This window comes from Lysinibacillus sp. FSL H8-0500, assembly GCF_038051955.1.
Classification (GTDB): Bacteria; Bacillota; Bacilli; order Bacillales_A; family Planococcaceae; genus Lysinibacillus; species Lysinibacillus macroides.
This window is the reverse complement of sequence record NZ_CP150292.1, coordinates 2,610,607-2,636,191: the sequence shown is the minus strand read 5'-3', so window position 1 is coordinate 2,636,191 and position 25,585 is coordinate 2,610,607. Positions and strand designations below refer to the sequence as shown.

Sequence of the window (25,585 nt, the reverse complement as noted above, 5' to 3'; positions counted from 1 at the left end):
AAATTATATTTTTAATCATAAATTTAATAATAGCTTATTGTAATGTTGCGCATTGTATAGAGGATACTGATGTATTAACTGCATTACTTTGACTAATGATTTTTAATAAAACATGCTGGAACGTCTTTTTATTTGTAAAATAGTTGAATTTATTGAAAAGTATCCTGATTCATTTTATAATAGATTATGGTTCTATTATAGAAACATGTGAGGTGGACAATGACATTAAAAACATTAGATAACTCATTAGAGGTTTTGAAATATTTTAATAAAGAAAATCCTACATGGGGTGTACGTGAATTAGCGAAGGAAATGAATATTAGCCACTCCATTATTTATCGAATTTTGACAACGTTTGAACAACATGGTTTCCTCATTCAAAATCCCGAGACAAAAAAATATGAATTAGGGCTACGTTTTTTGGAATATGGGCAGATGGTCAAGGATAAATTAAATCTTTCTGATTTTGTGCTACCGATTATGAAAAACGTTGCGGATACGGTGAAGGAATCTGTATTTTTAACATGGTTAGATGGCACAGATGGCGTGACGGTGGAAATTGCGGAAAGCTCTCAAACCATTAAATTTTCGGTGTCGATTGGCACACGTACACCATTATACATAGGCGCATCTTGTAAAACGATTATGGCTTTTCTACCTGCAGAGAGAAAGAAGGAAATTACGAATCATGGCATGAAGAAATTAACGCCTGACACGATTACAGATCCTGACGCTCTATTAGCTGATTTAGAGAGGATTCAACAACAGGGCTGGTGTTTTACAACGGGGGAGTATGCACATTCGGTATTTGGCCTTGGCGTTCCTCTTTTTAATAACAAAAGAGAAGTAATTGCCTCATTAACCATTGCTGGGCCTATTTATCGTAAACCAACAGAGGACAGGCTACCTGAAATGATTAATGTTCTGCAATATGGTGCGATGAATATTCAACGCTACTTTGATCAATATAGCTTTAAATTATATCATGAATAATAAAAAAGGCGCGTGCTATCTCGCGCCTTTTATAAATTCCTTGATAAAGGATACAGCTCTATCAATTTCTTCACAGGTATTAAAATAATGGGGTGAAAAACGCGCCATTTGCTGAATATGATTACGCTCCATAATTGTATTTGCCATAAATGTGCCTGCTTCAATGATCACACCACGAGCGGCTAAATAATTCGTTAGCTCCTCAGGAGAAACACCCTCAATATTAAATGGGGTAATTGATAAGCGGTTTGCTATATTTTGTGGTCCATATAAAACCAGCCCTGGAATGGTTTCAAGCTGCTTTATTAAATACTTTGTTAATTGCTGTACACGCTGATAAATATGGTCGATACCAATCTGATTGGCATAATCAATAGCAGCTCCTAGTCCTAAAATACTGGGAATCACAGGACAGCCCGGCTCAAAGCGTTTGGCTGTTGCTGAAAATGAATAGTCATTTTGCTGATAATGCCACGTTGTACTGCCCCAGCCAATCATAATCGGGGTAATGGTTGGCAGTAGCACTTGTCGCACATATAAGATGCCTGATCCTTCTGGTCCACGTAGCCATTTACGTCCACAGGCAATTAAAAAATCACAGCCAAGCTCCCGCACATCAATGGGTGTTAGACCAACTGTTTGATTGGCATTGATCAATGTGCGTACATCATGCCTTTGTGCAAGCTGACAGATCTCTTGTGCAGGCTGTAGTGCACCAGCAGCATTGGACATATGAGCAAAGGCAATTAATCTTGTTCGCGGTGTTATTAGCTGTTCAAGCTCCTGTAAATCCACCATATATTCTGTATTAGTTGGCAACACCTTTAACTGAACGCCTTGCCGCTCAAGGGCAAGCCACGGTACATAATTACTTAACATTTCAGTATCTAGCACAATCACTTCATCGCCCTTGTGCCACTGTAAGCCACCTGCTATATAATTAATGCCCATTGAGCCATTTGGCACAAGGGCAATTTCCTCTTTTTTAGCACCAATAAATAAAGCTGATTTTTCACGAATACGTTCTACCTGTTCATATGTTTCTTGACGAAAGGAGGGGAGGTAGGGCCCAATACTTGCCTGTTTTTGTAGATAGCTGGTCATGACATCTACTACTGGCTGAGGCATGGCAGAAGCAGCAGCCGTGTTTAAATAGATGTAGTGCTCTAGCAGTGGCATATCCTTTTGAATGCGCGTTATATCTATCATTGCAGTCACCAGCCTTATAGAATGATTAATTCTTTTGAATAAGTCATTAAGTTTTCATAGCCATCCTCTGTCACCAGAAGGTTATCCTCAATGCGAACACCGCCAATATCCTTTACATAAATACCAGGCTCTACCGTAAATGTCATCCCTGCTGTTAGGACAAGCTCATTCTGTTGCATCAAGTATGGCTCTTCATGTGCGCTTAAGCCAATCCCATGTCCAAGTCGATGTGTAAAATATTGTCCGTAGCCCGCATTATTAATAACATCTCTAGCAATCATATCAATGTGATGAGCAGTCATCCCCGGCTTTATCGCTGCTATTGCCGCTTCATTGGCTTGTTTAACAAGCTGATACATATTTTTTAATGTAGGTGAAATATCCCCTAAAGCTACTGTTCTCGTAATATCTGCTACATAGCCTTGATAAATAGAGCCAAAATCTAAGACGATTAATTCGCCCTGCTCGATTTTCTTTGTGCTTGCTCGTCCATGTGGCAGTGCACCTCGATAGCCAGAGGCAACAATGGTGCCAAAGGGTGTTCCCTCTGAACCACGGCGGCGCATTTCATATTCCAACTGTGCAGCTACATCCATTTCTGAAACACCAACTTGAATCGTTGGCAATATTGCCTCAAGACTTTCCTCCACAATTTTAACAGCCTGCCGCATTAATTGAATTTCATGCGGATCTTTTGCCATACGCAGTTCACGAATAGATGCACCAATATCGCATATAGACTGATATGTAAGTTTTTCAATGGCTCTTTGCTCCTTAACACGCATGCTGTCATATTCAACCCCAATGGTCTGCAATTTACCTAACTCTCTTGTTAATTGCTCGAGGGTTTGCGTTGGACCTTCTTCATCGGAATAATAGAAGATCGTGCCACCGTTACTTGTATCTACTTTATTGACCTCTACTTGTGGTACTAAAAAATATAATTGATTATTAGCAGTGATTATAGCGAATGTTAAACGTTCACTTTGCTTTAACTGTAACCCTGTAAAATAGTACATATTGGCTCCAGGTACAAGTATCGCCCCATCTATCTGCTGTTGCTTCATATGTGAAACAAGGTGCTCTCTTCGTTGTTGAAACATCCAGTGATTCCTCCTTATCATATATATTTGTTTCTAATATAGAAACGTTGTATCTATAAATATTATATACGAACAAGCATGAATTTTCAATTAATTCAAGAAGGAAGTTAATTTACAAATAAGGGAATAGTCTATCGTTTATTGAGTAAATACTAGTGTACGTCTTTTTTTCGTCTATTATGCATATAAGTAGACTAGGTCAACTTTTTTCCAACGTAATACGTCAAAAAGAGGGGTAAAATTGTAAGCAGAAAGGGACTTATGTATGGAAAAAAATATGAAACGCTCAAAAGAGAAAAAGAGCAAGAAAAAAATATGGCTATGGGTTGTTGCTAGCCTACTCACCCTTTTTTTAGTGTTGATAGGGAGCGCCTACTTTACCATTCAAAAAACGATGAATAAAATCAATACACCACTTCTTCAAACAACAGAAGCTACACAGCAAGAGGTAAAAACAGTTATTAGAAAAGATCCATTTTCAGTATTACTGCTTGGTGTGGATGAGCGCAAAGAGGATAGTGGCCGTTCAGACACAATGATTGTGGTAACTGTAAACCCTGAAAAACAAACGATGAAAATGCTTAGTATTCCCCGCGATACACGCACAGAAATTGTAGGGCATGATACGGTTGATAAAATTAATCATGCCTATGCCTTTGGTGGTGTGCCAATGGCTGTGGATACAGTGGAGCATTTTTTAAATATACCGATTGATTATTATGTGTTTATTAATATGGAGGGATTTTTACAAATTATAGATACACTTGGCGGTGTGACGATTGATAATGATATGGATTTAACCTATAACGAATATCATTATCCCAAAGGGGAAGTGACGTTAGATGGGAATGAGGCACTTATTTTTTCCCGTATTCGCTATGAAGATCCACGGGGTGATTTTGGCCGCCAAATTCGTCAGCGTCAAATTATTGAAGCTGTTATGAAAAAAGCCTCCACCCCATCTACATTATTAAAAGCCACAGATATGCTTGATGTATTAGGGGATAATGTGCGCATGAACTTCTCTGTGAAAGACCTTCTTCAGCTACAAAGCCTATATAAAAAAATGAATGCTGATATTGAACAATTATCCTTTGAAGCGGGAGAAGGAGAAAGAATTCGGGGTATTTGGTATTATATTCCTGATGACAAAGAGCTTCAACGTATCCAGTTAACATTAAACAATCATTTAAAAAAATAGGGAAGCAATGTCCATGAAAGGGGGAGAACAATGAATGGGAGGACCCAGGTGCTTAGGTATACAGCACTAAATCATTGCATGCAAAGCTCTATACCTAAACGCAAAGCAAGAAAAAGCCTAGTCCAATCAGCAATGAAAACCTTACAATTAGTCTATTTAAAATTATTATCATAACAGACAAAAAAATCATTCAGGTAGGATGCATGCCTAGTTGAATGATTTTTTTGTAGTGAAATAAACTACCACACCAAGCGTAACATTGTTTTATTGTAAGGCCCCACTTCAAAATAGGTGGGGATCAAGAAAATACAACTGTTTGAAGATTCACTTTATTGAAATATCAGAAAATTTAATGTATAATGAAATTAGAAATGGTTAAGGGAGTGATTGTAATGATGATCGGCACAATTTTATTAGCAGTGGCATTACCAGTAGGAATTGCTTTAACAGCTAATTTATTAAATGAACAGCGTCACTCTGCTACACCAACTAACCATTAAGAATGATCAAACAATTAAATGATAGCTATCCAGACAATGTTACCTTGTAACCTTGTCTATTTTTTGTGAACTTGCAACTAATTGTATGTTTCTTTCGTCAATAATAGAAAGAAAATGTTATACTATAAAAAAAACACAGTATTGGGGAATGAACATGCAAGAGGAAAAAGCAACCAACTTAAAAAAGGAAATATTATCCTACATTAAAATTATTGTGATTACAGCAATTATTGTGTTAGGCTGTAAGCAATTTTTATTTACGCCTATTAAGGTGCAAGGAGCATCCATGTACCCAACCTATCATGATAAGGATATTATTATTGTCAGCAAAACAAGTAAAATTGAACGTTTTGATCAAATTATTTTCCAATCACCAATAGAGGATGAATATTATATTAAAAGAGTAATTGGTCTACCTGGTGATAAAGTAGAAATGAAAGATGATGTTTTATATGTAAATGGCAAGGCATATACAGAGGACTATGTAAATCGTGAAACAGATGATCCTAACCAATTACGCATTACCGAAAACTTTACGTTGGAGCAATTAGTCGATCAACAAGAAGTACCAAAGGGCATGTATTTTGTGCTTGGCGATAATCGCTTAAAAAGCTCTGATAGTCGTCATTACGGTCTTATTGCAGAGGATGCCGTATTAGGTGAATCTAAATTAATTGTCTACCCATTTAGCCATTTCCATGTAGGCTCCAAAGAATAGATAAAAAACGCTTGAAGCCATTTCAAGCGTTTTTTATTGCTCCATTAATGATGTTTGGGCAAAGCAGTACAAACTTTCTGTGTGGGGTAATAAACACAAACTGTTGAGTGCTCAACCGTTTCTTTTATCGGAGATTGCCTAGCTATCGTTGGTGAACTGATTGCTGACTGTTTGAGGGCGAGCTCCTCTGCCACTAATTCTACTCCATAAAATAGCAATAAAAAATAGCAGACAAATCCTATAATGCGCAAACAATCACCTCGTTCAATCATTAGTATATGTTATTATATATGGTTAAATTCGTTAAAATATAATCGAAATCTCTAAATTTTCTCTCTGTTAAACTGTTTTTTCTGGAGTAGCTTCTATAAAAAAAGATGTTGTCAGACCAATTTTCATATGCTACTATAGCTAAAGTAAATAGTTGATCTGTATAACCTCAATAATATGGATTGAGGGTCTCTACCAGGAACCATAAAATCCTGACTACAAAACTTTGCTTCATGTTTGTAGTCAGGATTTTTTATTGAAAAAATCTCCTACAAATATGAAAGCGGTATGAAAGGGAGATTACGATGAATTGGAGAGTTTATATTCTTGCCGTGACAACCTTTGCCGTAGGGTTGGTTGAGTTAATTGTTGGTGGGATACTACCAAATATTGCAGAGGATTTACATGTATCCTTAGCAACATCAGGGCAATTAATTACAATTTTTGCACTGGTCTATGCGATTTCTGCGCCTGTTCTACTATCCCTAACAGCGAAGGTAGAGAGAAAGCGCTTGTTCCTTATTTCTTTATTAATTTTTACATTAGGCAATTTACTAACATTCTTTAGTACCACATTTTTAACCGTGATGATTGCTCGTATTTTTACAGCGATGAGTACCGCACTAGTTATTGTGCTATCCTTAACGATTACAACGAGAATTGTTGCGCCTACGCATCGAGCAAAAGCATTAGGTCTTGTATTTATGGGCGTTAGCTCTGCGCTTGTAATTGGTGTGCCAATGGGCATTTTTATTACAGAGGCTTTTGGCTGGCGAGCCGTTTTCTTAGGCATTAGTTTATTATCAACGGTTTCTATAATTTTAATTGCCTTATTGCTTGAAAGGATGCCGATTGGGGAAATTGTGCCATTAAAAACGCAGCTAAAATCATTAGGAAATTTAAAAATTTTAACTGCACAATTAACTACATTATTTATGCTAGCGGGTCATTATGTGCTATACGCCTATTTAACACCATTCCTAGTGGAAGCATTTGATATGGGGGCTTCATGGATTAGTATTTGTTATTTAATATTTGGGATTGCCTCTGTTAGTGGGAATGCGATTGGTGGCTGGGTAAGTGATAAAATCGGTACAAGTAAGGCGCTTATTGTAATTGTATCTACATTTGCACTTGTCTTGTTTACAATTCCATATACAACGATTGCTTTCCCACTCTTTTTACTGTTCACCGTTTTATGGGGAGCATTAAGCTGGGCATTAACACCGCCATTACAAAGCTATTTAATTCAAGCTGATCCAAAATCCTCAGATATTCAGCAAAGCTTAAATACAGCAGCCCTTCAAATTGGGATTTCGATTGGCTCAGCTGTTGGTGGTGCTATATTTGCAGTAACAGCATCTGCCATGCATTTAGCAAGCTTCGGCGCTCTTTTCGTGCTTTGTGCATTAGGCTGTATAATCTTTTCAATTAAAAGAGCGCCTATAACACAGGAGCAAACGCTGAATTATCCATCAGCACAGCATCACTCCTCATAAATAGGTAAGGCTTTCTAAAGGGCAACCAAGCATACAAAAGGTTGCGAGAATGGTAAATAAAATTTGATTTTCCCGATAGCTCCTTTCTACCTTAAACTCGTACAGTAACAGGGCTGACAGAGAAGAGGGAATAAAAATGCCAAAGCGTTGATTACACAGCGTTTTGGCATTTTAACATTGCGCTCTGATTTTATTAAAAAGAGACGAGAGCATGGATGCATTGATGCAAGTTGTATAAGGTCATCCATTAAAGCTAATCTGTACAACAGGAGCGAAAAAACAATACTTGGATCATTGCTGATTTTATACGAAAAGAGATTTGTGATAATCTATGTAATAAGTTGGAGGAGGATATAGTGTCTTTTACCTAGAAGGCATAGAGAGCACAAAAAATACATAAAAGGTGTTTTGATTTCTTTCATCAGATGGAAGAAAACTTTGCCAGTACAGGGAGTAAGCAAATAGAAAGTTCCCATAAGTTTCGTACTAATTATAAGGTGAGGCTATGAATGATGGGTTGGCTGTCAATTAAGGAGAGATGGCAATTTTTCAAAAATTAAGTAAATTTACAGTCACTCTGAATGTAGCGAGTGCGGATTAAAAGCAACGATTTAAAGTGTGCCAGTGATAAAGCTGATGTCATTCTGAATGTGGGAGTGTGGATTGAAATCCTCCGCTTGGGTGTGGAAATGGGGGGCTAGATGTCACTCTTGATGTGAAGAGTGTGGATGGAGATTCCACCAATCATATGTCTTACAACAATGCCCTATTGATTTGAGGCCCACGAGGATTTCTTGTTTGCTATGTATAAATTGCTTCCAATTCACCTCAAGCTTGTAGGTTTGCCTTAATATGTTGGATTGAACAATACCAAGGACCTATGGATTATAGAAGCTTAATTAATTTTCTCTCTAACTATAGGTATTCGATTAATAATGGGAGAGAGAAATATGCTCTATATATCAAATATGCAAAAGTAAAAGGTGGCTAGTGATTTTAATATAGGCGTCAACAATTAATAAAATCCCCTATGTGAAATAGTTGGTACTATTAGGACGGACCCTATAAGTGCAAGCAGTTTTTAAACAATAGGTGCGAATGTGAAGCAAACATGATTATCCAAGGAGATTCGCACCTATAAAACAACCAATTTTCCATTGAAATGGAAGAGGAATTAGGTTAATATAACCTTATAGATTTATTTTTTTGTGAAAATCAATTATAAATATCATTTTTATATTGTTTTTCGCAGTCTCTCTTTGTATAAAGGGAGTGGATTGAAACTCCATTTTACGCTTGGGAATGCCTTTAAATTTTTGTCTCTCTTTGTATAAAGGGAGTGGATTGAAACTCTTTTATATCACAAAATAGATGGCACTTTTGAGTCTCTCTTTGTATAAAGAGAGTGGATTGAAATGCATACAAGTGTATTTAAAGAACGATGTCAGTGTAGCTCTTTATCCGAAAAGTAGAATAACATATATTTAAAAGTCAAGCCCGAAGAATTTTACTGTTTGTAGAATTTTTTGGGCTTTTTGTGATCTCTTTTTCTGCCTTTTTCATTTAAGTGGAACCTCATCCGTTATACTGTAGTCTTATACTATAAATGTTTTTCAATATAAAATTATTGATAAACGATAAAAATATAACTGTATATGAAAAAGTAAATATTTTTGAAAGTAACTTTAATGATCCTTGCTTTGCCGATGCTAGTAACGTGTATTCCAAAAATCGGAGGTGGAGATCTGTGCGGCATTGAAGTGATTAAACTAGCTTGATTACTATGGTGCATTCTTCTATAAATCCATAGAAGCGTTGAAAAAATCAAGGGGGATGCTTTTATCATTACAGACTTATACGCAGCAAAAATATGTTGGCGTAATTGGCTTAATGTTAGGTGGTGTGGCACTCGTTCTCAGTGTCTTTGCAGCAGGAACTGTCAAGAGGAAAATAAGAAACAATTTAAAAATTTGGGGTGGACGAATATGGAGATATTTATTGCATTCGATGTCAGGTTTGTGAAAAGAATCATGTGCGTCAAAGGGCTATTAGAAGCAAGCTTTATGCTATCAATCTGGAGTGATTGGGCGATATGAAAAGTAAGATCATCCATATGCTAAAGCAGCTGTTCTATTTTGGACGTGAACAAGCATTTGCGTGTATTTTTCCAGTTGTAATCTTTGCTTCGCTTGCTATAACAAAATTTATGCCCTTGCCTTTATTGCCGAGGTATGACTGGCTACTTATCATCTGTCTCACGATGCAATGGTGGATGCTACGCGCTGGTCTCGAAACAAAGGATGAGCTCAAAGTCATTACATTATTTCATTTGATCGGACTGACACTCGAAATTTTTAAAGTACATATGGGCTCATGGGCATATCCAGAGGAGGGGCTCTTTAAAGTTTTTGGTGTACCGCTTTATAGTGGCTTTATGTATGCGAGTGTTGCAAGTTATTTATGCCAAGCATGGCGGCGTCTATATGTGGAGCTTGTCAATTGGCCACCTTATGTAGTGGTTGTTCCCCTTGCTATTGCTATTTATTTAAATTTTTTCTGGCATCATTTTTGGTTGGATGTTCGTTGGTGGCTTGGGCTGTTGGTTATGATCATTTTCTGGCGCTCGTCTGTAAATTATCAAGTAAATGGCATAAAGTATCGTATGCCCATCGTGTTATCTTTTGTCCTTATCGGCTTTTTCATTTGGCTTGCTGAAAACATTGCCACTTTTTTCGGGGCATGGCAATATCCAAATCAAACACACACCTGGAGCCTTGTCCATTTAGGGAAAATTAGTTCATGGCTACTGTTAGTGATTGTGAGTTTTTTGATTGTGGCGGAGTTGAAGCGGGTGAAGGAGTCCCAATAATAGTTACTACAACTAAGAAGCTCTATCAGTATTTTCCTGATGGAGCTTCTCCTAGTTTTCATACTATCAATTGGATTTTCGATCCATGTAGATTGAACTTGCGGCTTTTTAATAATAACATATCCTGAATTTATTTGATAATTCCAGTAATTATGAGAGGATCCCTTAAAATTAGGGAATATTAGTGTACTAATAATTATAAAATCTTCTCTGAATGATAATATAATTAAGAGTTGTGATTGAATGTACAAAAAAGAATATATTATCTATCAAGCTTTTAAATCAGGAGTATCCATTAAATGCTTGAGCAAGAAATATAATATACCAAGAAATGAGATTGAGGGGATAATATGCTACTATCTATCTCCTATATTTTTATTACTCTTCTTTTATTTTATATTCCTTTAAGAAATAGCTATGAAATTTACTAGTATTATGCTATTTTATTCAAAAAATACATTGCCTTCCTAAAATGGCTATAGTATGCTAAAGAAGAGGGGTGGAACGTATGTTTCTAGCACATATTCGAGAGGCAGATTATGCTGAGCAAACAGTACAACATCATTTAGAGGAAGTGGCAGTTTTAGCAAGAGCGTATGGAGAGCCAGCGGGTGTAGGGGCACACACGGAGCTTGCTGGATTTTTACATGACTTAGGGAAGTTTACTGAGGAATTTACTATTTATTTAAAGAATGCAGTTTTACATAATGAAGTCGCTAGCAAGAAAATTGACCATTCTACAGCTGGTGCAAAATATTTATATGAACGATTTTATCATGGTGATGGTATGCAAAAACTTGTTGTAGAAACAGTGGGGATGGCTATTTTATCACACCATTCAGGGCTACAAAACTTTGCTCAGTTGGATTTGGAAATATCTGATTATATGAAACGAGTTGTAAAAAAAGATTTACCTTATTATGATAACATCGTTCAAAATTTTGAAGCGATTGAAGGTAATAAGGAACGTGTACAACGTTTAGTAAATGAAGCAACAGAGGAATGTCGTGCGTTTTTTGAAAAAATAAAAATGAAAGCGCATTATAGTATTTATTTTAGTTATTTCCAAAAGCTTGTTTTTAGTTGTTTGATTGATGCTGATCGCACAAATACTAGATGTTTTGAAGAGAATACATCAGCAACAGTAGCAGATTATACAAATGTATTTTTAGAGGGTTATCAACACCTGATGAAGCAAGTTGAAAAATGGAAAGAGAATAAGGAACCGATTAATCAACTACGCACTTTAATGTCTGAAAATTGCGACTCATTAGCGATGCAACCCTCGGCAATTTATACTCTCTCGATTCCAACAGGCGGCGGCAAAACATTTGCTAGTTTGCGCTATGCTTTAAAACATGCCAACCAATATCAAAAAGCACGAATTATTTATATTGTACCTTACACAACTATTTTAGAGCAAAATGCACAAGCCGTGAAAGAAATCATCCAGCAATCACAAGCCGTTTTAGAACATCATGCAAATGTAGTAGATGATAAAGAGATTAATGAAAAACTTGATAATGAGCAAGATTTTTATGGAGTCCCTTATCATAAAAAAATACAATTAGGGCGAGATAATTGGGATTATCCTATTATATTTACAACAATGGTGCAGTTTTTAGATGCCTTTTTTCAAAAAGGAACGAGGAAGTCAAGGAGATTACATAATTTAACAAATGCCGTCATTATTTTTGATGAGGTACAATCGGTTCCATATAAACATTTTAGTTTATTTAATACAGCATTGAATTTTTTGCACCATGTTGGAAATAGCAGTTTAGTTTTATGTACAGCTACACAGCCAACCGTTGGAACAATGAGCTATGGCATTGAATTGCAGGACAATGCTGAAATGGTTTCACAACTTACAGATACAGTAAAAGCATTTGAACGTGTGACCATCCATAATCATGTTACAACTGATGGATATGACACAGAAGAGTTGGCAATGTTTGTGCAAAATATAATGGAAAATCGACAATCTACATTAATCATTTTAAACACAAAGACTGCTGTACGTAAATTATATGAGGAACTCGTGCGTACGCAAGAATATAAAGTATATCACTTAAGTACATCCATGTGTCCTGCACATAGGAGCAAAATACTAAAAGAAATTAATGATTGTTTAGGAAAGGAACGAGTGATTTGCGTTAGCAGTCAATTGATTGAGGCTGGAGTAGATATTAGCTTTGAGGCAGTTGTTCGCTCTTTAGCAGGTTTAGATTCTATTGCACAGGCAGCAGGACGTTGTAATCGTCATCATACACAAGAAAGGGGCGATGTATATATTGTACGAGTAAAGGATGAGAACTTGAGAAATCTGCCTGAAATCGCAGTAGGTGGGGAAGTGACAGCAAATTATATTTTGAGAGATGACAAGTATGCTACAGATATGCTTAGTCCACAGGCAATTTCTCATTATTTTAGACATTACGATAATTATATAAAAACTAAAATAAAATTAACTCCACCTAAATTGAAATATGAATTGATTAAGTTACTTGAAAAAGATATACAATCGCCAGCAAGAGAGAATTTATCTTATGCATTATTTAAGACGTTAGAGCAACATTTTCAAGCGATTGATTCGCCTACAAAGGCTGTTATTGTGCCTTTTGAAAAAGGTAATGATGTGATAGCTGCTTTAAATGAGCCACAACTGGATTTAGTCAATTTTAATCAATTATTGAAAGAAGCACAGCAATTTACTGTGAATTTATATGAACATGAATACAAATTGCTTGGTCAACAAGGTTTATTAAAGCCTCTATATTATGAGTCATTTTATTATTTAGATGATAAGGCATATAGTACAGCTTTCGGTGTTTCAATTAAAGGAGAAGAAAAAATGGAAGATTATTCAGCATATTAAAGAGGTGAGAGGATGCGTAATCAAATTGAATTTAAAGTATATGGTAAATATGCTTTATTTACAGACCCTGTTACACGTATTGGGGGAGAGAAATTTACCTATCAAGTACCAACATATCAAGCATTAAAAGGGATTGTGGAATCTATATATTGGAAGCCGACGATTACTTGGTATATTGATGAAGTACGTGTTATGAATGCTATTCAAACAGAAGTAAAAGGGGTTCGACCAATAAAGTATCAAGAGGATTCCAATGATTTAGCTTATTATACGTATTTAAGGAAGCCTGTCTATCACGTACGAGCTCACTTTGAATTCAATGAAAACCGACCTGATTTAACATATGATCGAAACGAAGAGAAGCACCATAATATCGCTAAACGTTGTGTAAAACGTGGGGGACGGCGTGATATTTACTTAGGAACACGGGAATGTCAAGGTTATGTAGAGTATTGCGAGTTTGATAGTGGTAGTGGATTTTATGATAAATACGGGGAGATCAGCTTTGGTCCAATGTTTCATGGCTTCACATACCCTGATGAAAATAGTGCGGGAGAGCTAGAAGCTAGAATTTGGAGACCTACCATGAAAGATGGGAAAATTCAGTTTGTTCGACCAGAAGATTGTGAAATTATACGTTCGATTAGAAAAGGCTCTGTGAAATCTTTTGAGGAAAATATCAACTTTAAAAGTGTCGATGATGAATATGAAGAGATTTTTAAGGGGGTGAATCGATGAACTGGATGCAGCAATTAGAACAAGTATATAACAATAACCACCAGCACGTTGGGGAATTTGAAGAAAGATATCAACAGCGTATGACATTATTGCCCGTATCTCATATGATGCAAAGCGCACAAATTGAAATTCTTATTAGTCCAGAAGGTGACTTTATTGAGGCAAGGGTGGTTAATAAAGAGCATGCAAGGACAATAGTCCCTGTTACGCTAGCTTCTGCTAATCGAACAAGTGCGAGTGCACCGCATTTTTTACATGATAAGTTAGCATATGTTGCTGGAGATTATCTAGCATTTGGCGGTAATGAAAAGCGAGCTACTTATTACAATGATTATATCAATCAAATGCAGCAATGGGTGAATGATACACATGTGCCACAGCGTGTACAAGCAATTTATGATTATGTAAAAAAAGGAACAGTAATAGCAGACTTAGTGCGAGAAAAAGTATTGTTTGTGGATAAACAAAATAAAATTATAACGAAATGGACAGATAAAGAAAAGCCATTCATTTTTCAAGTAGTGGTTGGTGATGTGCTTGATGCCTTTGTTCGTTTTGATGTACTACATACAACATACGAGGAGCGAGCTGTATGGGAAGATAAAAAGCTTTTTGATGCCTATATTGCATTTTTTAATCAACATTCTTTAGAAGAACAAGGCATTTGCTATATTACTGGTCAGCAAGTAGCGTTAACTTCTCAGCATGGCGCACGTATAAGAAATGCAGGTGATATGTCAAAATTAATTTCTTCTAATGACAGTGCAGGGTATACATATAGAGGTCGTTTTACCAAACCAATTGAAGCTGTTCAAATAGGTTATGAGGTTTCTCAAAAGGCACATCATGCATTACGATGGTTGATGCAGAGACAGAGCATGTATATAGATTCGCGCTATTTTATCACTTTTGGTATTGAAAAACCTAATATTGCTGATCCATTTGAAAGTTCGATTGGTTTAATTTCCTCTAGTACAAATAAAAAATATACAGCTGAAATAGAAGCTGATGCCCTACATCAAGCAATCAAGGGTTACAAAAATCAATTAACGGAAGATAAGGTAGAAAATATTATTGTAATGGCAATGGATGCTGCTACATCAGGACGTTTAGCAATTGTTTATTATCAACAGTTTCATCCAAATTTATTTTTAGATAATATAGAGTATTGGCATAACACATGCAAATGGCTGCAATTTATAAAAGATGAAGAAACCAAGAAAGTGTTGCGTGTGATAGGAACACCTTCCACATATCGAATTGTAGAAGCTGTTTATGGGAGTAAAGCAGATGCGAGAATTAAAAAGCAACTTTATACACGTCTATTACCATGTATTGTGGAACGAAAGCCAATACCATTAGATATTGTTCGGTTAATCTTTAATCGCATTAAAAATCCTGCTAGCTTTAAAAATTTAACAGAATCTTGGGAAGGGGTACTTAATGTTGCTTGTGCATTAGTATTGAAATTACATGAAGGGGAGGGATACACAATGGCATTACAAAAGGACAATGTAACACGTGACTATTTATTCGGTCGCCTATTAGGAGTAGCAGAAGTGATGGAGAAGCGAATTTTAGAAGATCGTGAGAAAGGCAAAAAAGATAAGGATAGAAGATCTACGAATGCAACGCGTTATTTCAATGCATTTATACAAAATCCTGCTCGCACTTGGTTGGTAATACGTCGCCAGCTACAACCTTATTTTATGAGACAAGCAATTGATGTCGAGTATTATGCTATGTTACTTCAACAAATTGAAGATCAAATTACACCTGAGCGAATGAATAATCAACAACTAAGTCCATTATTTATACTTGGCTATAGCAGTCAAATCCAAGATATGTACAAAAAAAAGGAGGATGTACCAAATGACAATATTGGAGAATAAAATTGATTTTGCAGTGGTATTTACAGTAAATAAAGCAAATCCAAATGGCGATCCTTTAAATGGAAACCAGCCAAGACAGGATTTTAACGGTCACGGTGAAGTATCAGATGTTGCAATTAAGCGAAAGTTACGTAATCGCTTACAGGATGAAGGGGAATCTATTCTAGTACAATCAGATGAACGACGAACAGATAATCATCGTAGTATCCGTGATCGAGTAGCCGCAGTGGAAGAATTAAATAAAATCTTAACAAAGGGGAAGGGAACAAGTGAAGAAGAAGCATCTGCTGAAAAACTTGCTTGTGAACATTGGTATGATGTGCGCGCATTTGGACAAGTATTTGCATTCAAAGGCGATAAGCTGTCCTTAAGCGTTCGAGGTCCTGTATCTATTCATGCTGCAACAAGCATTGAACCAGTAGATATTACAAGCATGCAGATTACAAAAAGCGTAAACTCCATTACCAATACAAAAGATCCAAGTCAAAAAACTTCTGACACAATGGGTATGAAACATCGAGTTGACTTTGGTGTATATGTATTTTATGGCAGTATTAATCCACAGTTAGCAGAACGGACAGGTTTTACATATGAAGATGCACAAAAATTAAAAGAAGCGCTTCGTACATTATTTGCAAATGATGCTTCTTCGGCACGTCCAGATGGCAGTATGGAAGTAAATAAATTATTTTGGTGGGAGCATAATTGTAAGTTAGGACAATATTCATCTGCTAAAGTACATCGCTCTGTAAAAATTGAAAGAATACATGAAAATGATAAGCCAACCGTTGAGGATTATTCGATTACAGTCAATGAAGCGGAATTAGCAGGCTTAACTGTCCAACAATATGATGGCTTATAATGAAGAACAATTTTTAATGTTGTCGGGTTTGCAACATTTTGTCTTTTGTCGTAGACAGTGGGCACTCATTCATATTGAACAAGTATGGGAAGATAATGTACTTACTGTTGAAGGCAATACTTTACATGAAAAAGCAGATGATCCTTTTGTACGTGAAAAACGTGGGGATACAATCTATGTTCGTGCTTTACCAGTTCATTCACCTACATTAGGTATCAGTGGCATTTGTGATATGGTGGAGTTTACAAGAACAATAAATGGAATTACTCTAGCCAATGAAGAAGGCCAATTTGCGGTGAAGCCAATTGAGTATAAGAGGGGTGCACCAAAAAAGCATGATGCTGATATTGTGCAGTTAGTAGCCCAAGTGTTCTGTTTGGAGGAAATGCTTCAAACAACGATAGATGAAGCTGCACTGTACTACCATGAAACAAGGCGACGAGAAATAGTGGTGATTACAGAAGAATGGCGTGATAAAGTAATAGCTATGGTAAAAGAGATGCATCAATACTATGAACGCAAACATACACCACGTGTGAAGGCGGGAAAGCACTGTAAAAATTGCTCTTTACAGCATATTTGCTTACCAGAGTTATTAAATAAAGAATCTGTATTCGCTTATATAGATAGGGTGACAAAAGAATGAAGCGATTATTAAATGTAGTTTATGTATCTCAGTCTGACGTATATCTTGCACTAAATGGTAAAAATCTTGTTTTATTAAAAGAAGGTAACGAGCTTGGGAAAGTACCAATGTTAAATCTTGAAGGCATTTGTACATTTGGTCATCAAGGTGCGAGTCCTGCTTTAATGGCTACATGTATGGAACAAAATATAAGCCTAACCTTCTTTTCAAGTAGTGGACGTTTTCGTGGAAGATTGACAGGTGCTATTAATGGCAATGTAACATTGCGTAAAAAACAATATGAAGTATCAATGGATGAATTAGAAAGTGCAGCAATAGCACGTCATATGATCGTTGGAAAGATTTATAATGCTGAGCAAAATTTGAAACGTACGATACGTGATCATGCGTTACGCGTAAATACTGAACGTCTAACGCAAGTCGTTGAACGTTTAAAGCAGGCAAGAAAATTGGCTTTTTCAATAACTAGTTTAGAAGAATTACGCGGTATAGAAGGTAATGCTGCCAGTGCTTATTTTAGTGTTTTTGATGAATGCATTCTACAACAAAAAGAGGATTTCTATTACAAAGGTAGAAGCAGACGCCCACCTCTTGATCGAGTAAATGCATTGTTATCATTAGCGTATTCTTTGCTTGCCTCTGAAACGGCTGCTGCGCTGGAAGGTGTAGGGTTAGATGCTTATGTAGGATTTTTACATCGAGATCGCCCAGGACGAACATCACTTGCCTTAGATATAATGGAGGAACTACGCCCAGTTATTGCTGAACGCTTTGTTTTAAAGCTTATCAATCGTAAACAAATACAAGCTAGCGATTTTATTGTGAAAGAAAATGGTGCAGTTTTATTAAAAGATGATGCAAGAAGAAAATTTTTTAAATTATGGCAAGATGTTAAACAAGAATATGTGACACATCCTTATTTAAAAGAAAAAATTCAATGGGGATTAGTGCCTCATGCACAAGCACTTTTATTGGCCCGTTTTTTACGAGGAGATTTGGATGCGTACCCTCCATTTTTAATAAGGTAGGTGAATGCTTTTGTTAGTATTAGTAACTTATGATGTGCAAACAAGTACAACAGGTGGAGCAAAACGTTTACGCCAAGTAGCAAAAAAATGCGGAGAATATGGGATAAGGGTTCAAAACTCCGTATTCGAGTGTGTTGTTGATGCTACACAGTACAAGCAACTTCAACTTGCACTTGAAGATATTATTGACCCAAAGCGAGACAGCCTTCGATTTTATAACTTAGGAAATAAATATAATTCTAAGGTCACTCACATAGGAGCAAAAGAAACATTAGATGTAGAAGCACCACTTATATTTTAATTTTGCGAACCCCTAGTGCCCATAAAAGCACTAGGAGGTTCGCGCAAAATTTTAGCTAATTTGATGTATTTTAGGATTAACCTTTCCTAAGATGTTTGTAATATGTTTTAATGATATCAATATATAGTTTGCGAAGAGACGATTTTAACTATATATTGCGGTCTCTCTCTATATGAGAGAGTGGATTGAAATCAAATCACCCTTGTTATCATGGGTTTGAATTAATAGTCTCTCTCTATATGAGAGAGTGGATTGAAATTCAAACCAATGTCTCGCAAGCAGATATAACGCCCCCGTCTCTCTCTATATGAGAGAGTGGATTGAAATCTACTATTAAAATGACTATTGACCAATAGTTAAAGTCTCTCTCTATATGAGAGAGTGGATTGAAATACTGGTCAAGTGAGGTTTGGGAAAACAGCTCTTGTCTCTCTCTATATGAGAGAGTGGATTGAAATAGCCTTACGAAAACCTACAGACTGGAATACTGTAGAGTCTCTCTCTATATGAGAGAGTGGATTGAAATAAAGTGAGGACGATCAATATTGCCTGTCCAATCACGTCTCTCTCTATATGAGAGAGTGGATTGAAATAAAAAAAATTAGTAGAATCTTACGCGACATTAGTGTCTCTCTCTATATGAGAGAGTGGATTGAAATTTTTCTTTGCTTTTCTAACGAATCTAAAAGCTCGTCTCTCTCTATATGAGAGAGTGGATTGAAATGAAAATCTATAATAAATTAAAAGGATTATAGCCGTGTCTCTCTCTATATGAGAGAGTGGATTGAAATCAACTTGCGGCTCAATCACAAATTTTGGTACGTATGTCTCTCTCTATATGAGAGAGTGGATTGAAATGGATGTACTATAATATTTACGAACTTTATTTACGTCTCTCTCTATATGAGAGAGTGGATTGAAATGCACGTGCCTCAATCGCCCCGTTTATTTTTGCCGTCTCTCTCTATATGAGAGAGTGGATTGAAATTTTGACCGTATCCACGACGTTATCAATCGCCGTGGGTCTCTCTCTATATGAGAGAGTGGATTGAAATCGCCAATGGATATCGCGCGTCCTGACTTGAGTGTGTCTCTCTCTATATGAGAGAGTGGATTGAAATGCACGTGCCTCAATCGCCCCGTTTATTTTTGCCGTCTCTCTCTATATGAGAGAGTGGATTGAAATCATAAAAAACCCTCCTAATAAATACTAAATAACGTCTCTCTCTATATGAGAGAGTGGATTGAAATGAAGAATATGGTGGGGTATTAGCAAGTGAAACTGCTGTCTCTCTCTATATGAGAGAGTGGATTGAAATAAATTCATCCTCTGCTGTTATTACAGTGTAATGTGGTCTCTCTCTATATGAGAGAGTGGATTGAAATTGCCTTTGCTGCCTCATTTTGTTTTGGTTGTAAAGGTCTCTCTCTATATGAGAGAGTGGATTGAAATTTTGTGTTTCTTGCTGCTCAATATCTTCTAATTCTGTCTCTCTCTATATGAGAGAGTGGATTGAAATTGATAAAACAATACGTGCTTCTCGTGGCGATGGAGTCTCTCTCTATATGAGAGAGTGGATTGAAATTATCACGTGTACCTAATAAACCAGTATATTCCGCCGTCTCTCTCTATATGAGAGAGTGGATTGAAATATTTGACTATACAATGGGCTGCATTAGCGTTTGTGTCTCTCTCTATATGAGAGAGTGGATTGAAATAAATTTATGTTCATTGTATTCAATCAAAGGAAGGTCTCTCTCTATATGAGAGAGTGGATTGAAATATCGTAGCTCCAATTGGTATATCCGCTACAATCCGTCTCTCTCTATATGAGAGAGTGGATTGAAATAAACTTACAGACTTAGGGAATGCCGAACGAATAGTCTCTCTCTATATGAGAGAGTGGATTGAAATATGATAGTGATCTGAATCTGGTCTATTCTCAGTGTCTCTCTCTATATGAGAGAGTGGATTGAAATCAATAGCCCCTAACGTAGGGGTCGTTTGTAAGTGTCTCTCTCTATATGAGAGAGTGGATTGAAATGAAAACTCTTTTGATTGTTTTATTTTGTGAATTGTCTCTCTCTATATGAGAGAGTGGATTGAAATATTGCTGCATCGCGGGCATCACGATATGTTGAATTGTCTCTCTCTATATGAGAGAGTGGATTGAAATTGGAATACCCTCTCCAACAACTGGTTCTGTACCATCGTCTCTCTCTATATGAGAGAGTGGATTGAAATTCTACATTGCGTTGGTAGTTACGATTAATCACCTTGTCTCTCTCTATATGAGAGAGTGGATTGAAATGATAAGCTCTAAACTAATGTTTTCTGTCACTTAGTCTCTCTCTATATGAGAGAGTGGATTGAAATCTGAGATACATACTCACCCGTAACTAGTCCGTGTTGTCTCTCTCTATATGAGAGAGTGGATTGAAATAATGGGGGTTGGGGCAAAACAGAAATAAACATTTGTCTCTCTCTATATGAGAGAGTGGATTGAAATCGTTTGACGAGAACGTGGTGTTGGTAAATCACCGGTCTCTCTCTATATGAGAGAGTGGATTGAAATGTTGATAGTTTTGCAAAATCATATTACGAATTTGTTCGTCTCTCTCTATATGAGAGAGTGGATTGAAATGGCTATGCTTATCAGGATATTGAGCACGGATAACAGTCTCTCTCTATATGAGAGAGTGGATTGAAATATTGCTAATTAAGTGTTGTTGCACTCTAATTTTTGTCTCTCTCTATATGAGAGAGTGGATTGAAATAGTTTGTCACCCACTCGAAAGCTCTGATTGTTAAGTCTCTCTCTATATGAGAGAGTGGATTGAAATTCGATTAATTTTTTATCTCGTTTGTGTGCTGGTAAGGTCACTCTCTATATGAGAGAGTGGATTGAAATTTTGTACAAGGCGAATATATCGCGGCTATTGCAGGCGTCTCTCTCTATATGAGAGAGTGGATTGAAATTTTTTGTGTCAAAAAACCCTGTAATAAGATAAAAGTCTCTCTCTATATGAGAGAGTGGATTGAAATCATTACTTTGCTCCGTAAATTTCACGGCATACCATGGTCTCTCTCTATATGAGAGAGTGGATTGAAATCACCGAATTAGAGGAGTTTTCCGTGAATGTCACCAGTCTCTCTCTATATGAGAGAGTGGATTGAAATACTACTTTCAAGTGCTTTCGCAATACTAAGATTAGTCTCTCTATATGAGAGAGTGGATTGAAATGTGAATCATGAACATTGAACCTAGTTCCATAATTAGTCTCTCTCTATATGAGAGAGTGGATTGAAATGTCTGTTGTATCAGCAATTGCTGGACTTGATGCGTCTCTCTCTATATGAGAGAGTGGATTGAAATAATTGACCCTCTGGCACATCGTCAGGCTCTGGGGTCTCTCTCTATATGAGAGAGTGGATTGAAATAACAACTTTATCTTTATCAGTAAGTGAACAACCGTCTCTCTCTATATGAGAGAGTGGATTGAAATCAAATTTGCGAAAGTATATATAAAACCACCGTTTGTCTCTCTCTATATGAGAGAGTGGATTGAAATTTATATTATAAATATAAATACAGTGAGGTGATTTATGGTCTCTCTCTATATGAGAGAGTGGATTGAAATCATATTGTACACGTATGATGGCTAGACTAACCTGTCTCTCTCTATATGAGAGAGTGGATTGAAATATCTAATGATATTTTCAATCCACCAGCATCTATTGTCTCTCTCTATATGAGAGAGTGGATTGAAATACGTGCTGCTTTAGCATCCTTATGAGCTTTTTGGTCTCTCTCTATATGAGAGAGTGGATTGAAATTCTAGTAGCATTAGATAGTCTGTCCTGCTCTGTTGCGTCTCTCTCTATATGAGAGAGTGGATTGAAATCGTTAGCTATTTCTTTTATTTTATCCCACACATTGTCTCTCTCTATATGAGAGAGTGGATTGAAATCAAAATCAATGATTTTTTCGAGCGTAATTTCGCGTCTCTCTCTATATGAGAGAGTGGATTGAAATGTAAAACTGTAAAAGTGGACGAAACGACATTTGTGTCTCTCTCTATATGCTATGCTTGCCCCACAAGATATCCTAATTATGGAAGGAGATGTTGATAATACTCAAGTACGGTATAGAATCGGTTGAATCCTCGCCACAGGACTTTGACACCCGGGTCCCCATCTGCTTTCCGTCCGAGGAAGCCGCCCATCTTGGCTAAGGAATCAACGGCTTCTTTGATGCTTGGTGAGACAGAAGGGAGAGTAGATGTTTTATTCGAAATACGATAGAGTACCTGCCATTCCTCCTCGGTTAGAAATGACGCACAGGATGCTGTTGGTTGCTGTCTTGCTAAGTAAGTCATGCCGAGGATTCGGACAGCGATGATACTGTACATGTGTAGCTGTTTTTCTAGTCGTTCGGCTGTACGATTCTGCTTCTCCTCTATCTTACAGCCGCTTTTCAAAATGTAATGAAATCGCTCAATCTTCCAGCGATGTATATACCAGCTCACTTTTTCTATCGCTTCCTCCAGTGTAGTCACCGCTCGGTTCGTGATTAAATACCATTCGATTGGTTTTGGTTTGGACAAGGGAGTTTCTTCTCGTACATGCAGAATGGACACGGCGATGGTTGCCTTTTGCTTCGGTGTTTTCAAGCCATTCATTGGCGCCGTCATGTGTACATGCTTGAACCGAATCGCTAAAGTTGCCTGTCGTTTGGGCAAATTTCTGCGTGTATCTCGTGGGATTTCTACGCAAATTTTTCCTGCTGGAGGGGTTTGCTTCACTGCATCAACTAATTTGCAGGCTTCTGTTGTTCTTCGATTTTGCACAACACGCACAAGGAAGTCCTGTTCTTTTTCGAGGGCATGTTGAAAAAATTCATAGATGTCGGCTTCACGGTCACCAACATGAACGTAACGAACTCCTTTTGGTTGGTTCTTGCAACTATTATCCATACTTTTTAACCATTTGTAACTTTCCTTAGCTTCAATCGGTCTCTGTCGTTTGGATGTCCGTTTCCCTCGTTCTTCTACAGGACGTGTCCAAACAAATTGATCAAGTAAACCGAGAGGAATACCATCTGTCGTCACCGCAATAGCCGAATGAAGGAGAAGTCCTTGATGATGGGGACTTGCGCCAAAATCACCCAATCCTTCTGTCTTTTTGTGAGCTGTATAATTAAGTGTGGTTGTATCTTGCACGACTAAAATAACAGATTCTTCTCGTTTTTTGATGTGTGCCATCGTTGCTTTTCGATGTGTTTGTAAGAGGACAGAGGGCGTGACTTTTGGATTTGCCAGTAGACGGTAGATTGCTTTCGCTTCGGCTTTATCTGCACTGGCACTCGCAATGGATGTGCCCATCTGTTTAGAAAGTGTCTGCATGGATCGAATCACCCGTTTAATCGTCCTTCCACAAGCAATTCCCATATCTTTGAATTCGTTATAGGTCCAGTGATTCGTGTCTAGTTTTTCTGTCGAGAATGCCATTTCCCTCTCCTCCCCCTTCACGATTTTGTTTCTTCTATTTTACTATTTTTGTGTTGGTTTGAGGAGAAAGGAGCTCACAGCAACATCCATTTATTGTATTCATTGTGGGGCAAGCATAGCTCTATATGAGAGAGTGGATTGAAATCGATGTGTTATGAATAGTGCTTTACGCCATGCCGGTCTCTCTCTATATGAGAGAGTGGATTGAAATCAAGTACCTGTGTCAACGCCGGCTGCAAAGATGGCGTCTCTCTCTATATGAGAGAGTGGATTGAAATGGAATTATTGTATGCTGCTACTAATGCAAGACCGTCTCTCTCTATATGAGAGAGTGGATTGAAATAACGATTGAAAAAAGATATTGCAGGGGGATTAATGTCTCTCTCTATATGAGAGAGTGGATTGAAATTAACGCTCATCGAATGATGGCGAATGATGGCATAAAGTCTCTCTCTATATGAGAGAGTGGATTGAAATAAAGTCGCCTTTAGAGGATTATATGTGGTATTGGTCTCTCTCTATATGAGAGAGTGGATTGAAATAGGTGGAAATCCAATATCAAGTAAGCCATTCACTGTCTCTCTCTATATGAGAGAGTGGATTGAAATTGACAATTTTGTTTAGAAATGAAGGGGTGATGCAGTCTCTCTCTATATGAGAGAGTGGATTGAAATAAAGGATGGTGGCATGAATGATAACAGATCAATTAGTCTCTCTCTATATGAGAGAGTGGATTGAAATTACTGCTACTCGACACTGCAACTTGTGATAAGAGTCTCTCTCTATATGAGAGAGTGGATTGAAATTCTGTACTCATCAGGCTTTGTATATTTTTTGAAGTCTCTCTCTATATGAGAGAGTGGATTGAAATGAAAGAAATTAATAAAGTGACTACTAATACTCCGTCTCTCTCTATATGAGAGAGTGGATTGAAATAAACATTTCTTCTTTTTTTGCGTTGATACATGGCGTCTCTCTCTATATGAGAGAGTGGATTGAAATCTTGCTGTTAATCAATACTATAAAGGAATATCTCAGGTCTCTCTCTATATGAGAGAGTGGATTGAAATTTTTTACCACAGAATGATGTATCGAGCATGACGTGTCTCTCTCTATATGAGAGAGTGGATTGAAATTTTACCAAACGTTGAAACAAAATGATTTGAGATGTCTCTCTCTATATGAGAGAGTGGATTGAAATGAATATGAAGAAGATGCAAATAAACATTTTAAAAGTCTCTCTCTATATGAGAGAGTGGATTGAAATACCATCATGTAAATCGTAGCTTACAAAAACACCTGTCTCTCTCTATATGAGAGAGTGGATTGAAATGTGACAAAATTGTTAATCATATTATGGGCATCGG

The 25,585-nt window shown here is 37.0% G+C and carries 16 protein-coding genes, 2 CRISPR repeat arrays and 1 riboswitch (1 of these 19 cut by a window edge); of the genes, 13 read left to right on the top strand and 3 right to left on the bottom strand.

Annotated features, from left to right (window positions below; genetic code table 11):
- The first annotated feature begins 219 nt into the window (after positions 1 to 219).
- Complete coding sequence (locus MHB44_RS12615; protein WP_341299442.1) at positions 220 to 993, top strand: IclR family transcriptional regulator; 774 nt, start codon at positions 220 to 222, stop codon at positions 991 to 993.
- A 15-nt stretch (positions 994 to 1,008) separates the two neighbouring features.
- Here the strand turns inward: MHB44_RS12615 and MHB44_RS12610 are convergent, their stop codons facing one another.
- Entirely contained in the window at positions 1,009 to 2,202 is a 1,194-nt protein-coding gene (locus MHB44_RS12610; RefSeq protein WP_341299441.1) for an aminotransferase class V-fold PLP-dependent enzyme, read from the bottom strand.
- A 14-nt stretch (positions 2,203 to 2,216) separates the two neighbouring features.
- Entirely contained in the window at positions 2,217 to 3,305 is a 1,089-nt protein-coding gene (locus tag MHB44_RS12605; RefSeq protein WP_341299440.1) for a Xaa-Pro peptidase family protein, read from the bottom strand.
- 265 nt (positions 3,306 to 3,570) lie between these two features.
- On the opposite strand from MHB44_RS12605, the gene MHB44_RS12600 reads away from it, so the two are divergent.
- From MHB44_RS12600 to cas2, 12 genes are all read left to right on the top strand, one after another.
- Complete coding sequence (locus tag MHB44_RS12600; protein ID WP_341299439.1) at positions 3,571 to 4,506, top strand: LCP family protein; 936 nt, start codon at positions 3,571 to 3,573, stop codon at positions 4,504 to 4,506.
- Between the two features lie 392 nt (positions 4,507 to 4,898).
- Complete coding sequence (locus MHB44_RS12595; RefSeq protein WP_053994635.1) at positions 4,899 to 5,006, top strand: hypothetical protein; 108 nt, start codon at positions 4,899 to 4,901, stop codon at positions 5,004 to 5,006.
- Positions 5,007 to 5,160: 154 nt separating this feature from the next.
- Positions 5,161 to 5,724: a signal peptidase I gene (gene lepB / locus MHB44_RS12590; RefSeq protein ID WP_341299438.1), complete on the top strand. Its 564-nt coding sequence runs from the start codon at positions 5,161 to 5,163 to the stop codon at positions 5,722 to 5,724.
- A 409-nt stretch (positions 5,725 to 6,133) separates the two neighbouring features.
- Positions 6,134 to 6,233, top strand: a riboswitch (purine riboswitch).
- 66 nt (positions 6,234 to 6,299) lie between these two features.
- Positions 6,300 to 7,493, top strand: a complete 1,194-nt coding sequence (locus MHB44_RS12585) for an MFS transporter (RefSeq protein WP_341299437.1) — start codon at positions 6,300 to 6,302, stop codon at positions 7,491 to 7,493.
- Positions 7,494 to 9,600: 2,107 nt separating this feature from the next.
- Positions 9,601 to 10,362 carry a DUF817 domain-containing protein gene (locus MHB44_RS12580; RefSeq protein ID WP_341302970.1) on the top strand — a complete coding sequence of 254 codons (762 nt, stop codon included), beginning with the start codon at positions 9,601 to 9,603 and terminating at the stop codon, positions 10,360 to 10,362.
- Positions 10,363 to 10,870: 508 nt separating this feature from the next.
- A complete protein-coding gene (gene cas3, locus MHB44_RS12575) occupies positions 10,871 to 13,240 on the top strand; it encodes a CRISPR-associated helicase Cas3' (protein WP_341299436.1) in 2,370 nt (789 codons plus the stop codon).
- A gap of 12 nt (positions 13,241 to 13,252) precedes the next feature.
- Positions 13,253 to 13,978: a type I-C CRISPR-associated protein Cas5c gene (cas5c, locus tag MHB44_RS12570; RefSeq protein ID WP_341299435.1), complete on the top strand. Its 726-nt coding sequence runs from the start codon at positions 13,253 to 13,255 to the stop codon at positions 13,976 to 13,978.
- Entirely contained in the window at positions 13,975 to 15,870 is a 1,896-nt protein-coding gene (gene cas8c / locus MHB44_RS12565; RefSeq protein WP_341299434.1) for a type I-C CRISPR-associated protein Cas8c/Csd1, read from the top strand. Before cas5c ends, cas8c begins: the two co-directional genes overlap by 4 nt.
- Positions 15,851 to 16,732: a type I-C CRISPR-associated protein Cas7/Csd2 gene (cas7c, locus tag MHB44_RS12560; RefSeq protein WP_341299433.1), complete on the top strand. Its 882-nt coding sequence runs from the start codon at positions 15,851 to 15,853 to the stop codon at positions 16,730 to 16,732. The genes cas8c and cas7c overlap by 20 nt, the downstream gene beginning before the upstream one ends.
- Complete coding sequence (gene cas4 / locus MHB44_RS12555; protein WP_341299432.1) at positions 16,719 to 17,378, top strand: CRISPR-associated protein Cas4; 660 nt, start codon at positions 16,719 to 16,721, stop codon at positions 17,376 to 17,378. Before cas7c ends, cas4 begins: the two co-directional genes overlap by 14 nt.
- A complete protein-coding gene (cas1c, locus tag MHB44_RS12550; RefSeq protein WP_341299431.1) occupies positions 17,375 to 18,406 on the top strand; it encodes a type I-C CRISPR-associated endonuclease Cas1c in 1,032 nt (343 codons plus the stop codon). Before cas4 ends, cas1c begins: the two co-directional genes overlap by 4 nt.
- Positions 18,407 to 18,416: 10 nt before the next feature.
- Entirely contained in the window at positions 18,417 to 18,707 is a 291-nt protein-coding gene (cas2, locus tag MHB44_RS12545) for a CRISPR-associated endonuclease Cas2 (protein WP_341299430.1), read from the top strand.
- Between the two features lie 160 nt (positions 18,708 to 18,867).
- A CRISPR array of direct repeats spans positions 18,868 to 22,810; the repeat unit is 32 nt; unit sequence GTCTCTCTCTATATGAGAGAGTGGATTGAAAT.
- Positions 22,811 to 22,820: 10 nt separating this feature from the next.
- Here the strand turns inward: cas2 and MHB44_RS12540 are convergent.
- On the bottom strand, positions 22,821 to 24,218 hold the full coding sequence (locus MHB44_RS12540; RefSeq protein WP_341299429.1) for an IS4 family transposase: 1,398 nt from the start codon (positions 24,216 to 24,218) through the stop codon (positions 22,821 to 22,823).
- Positions 24,219 to 24,331: 113 nt separating this feature from the next.
- Positions 24,332 to 25,585: a CRISPR direct-repeat array (repeat unit 32 nt; unit sequence GTCTCTCTCTATATGAGAGAGTGGATTGAAAT) (it continues 2,149 nt past the right edge of the window).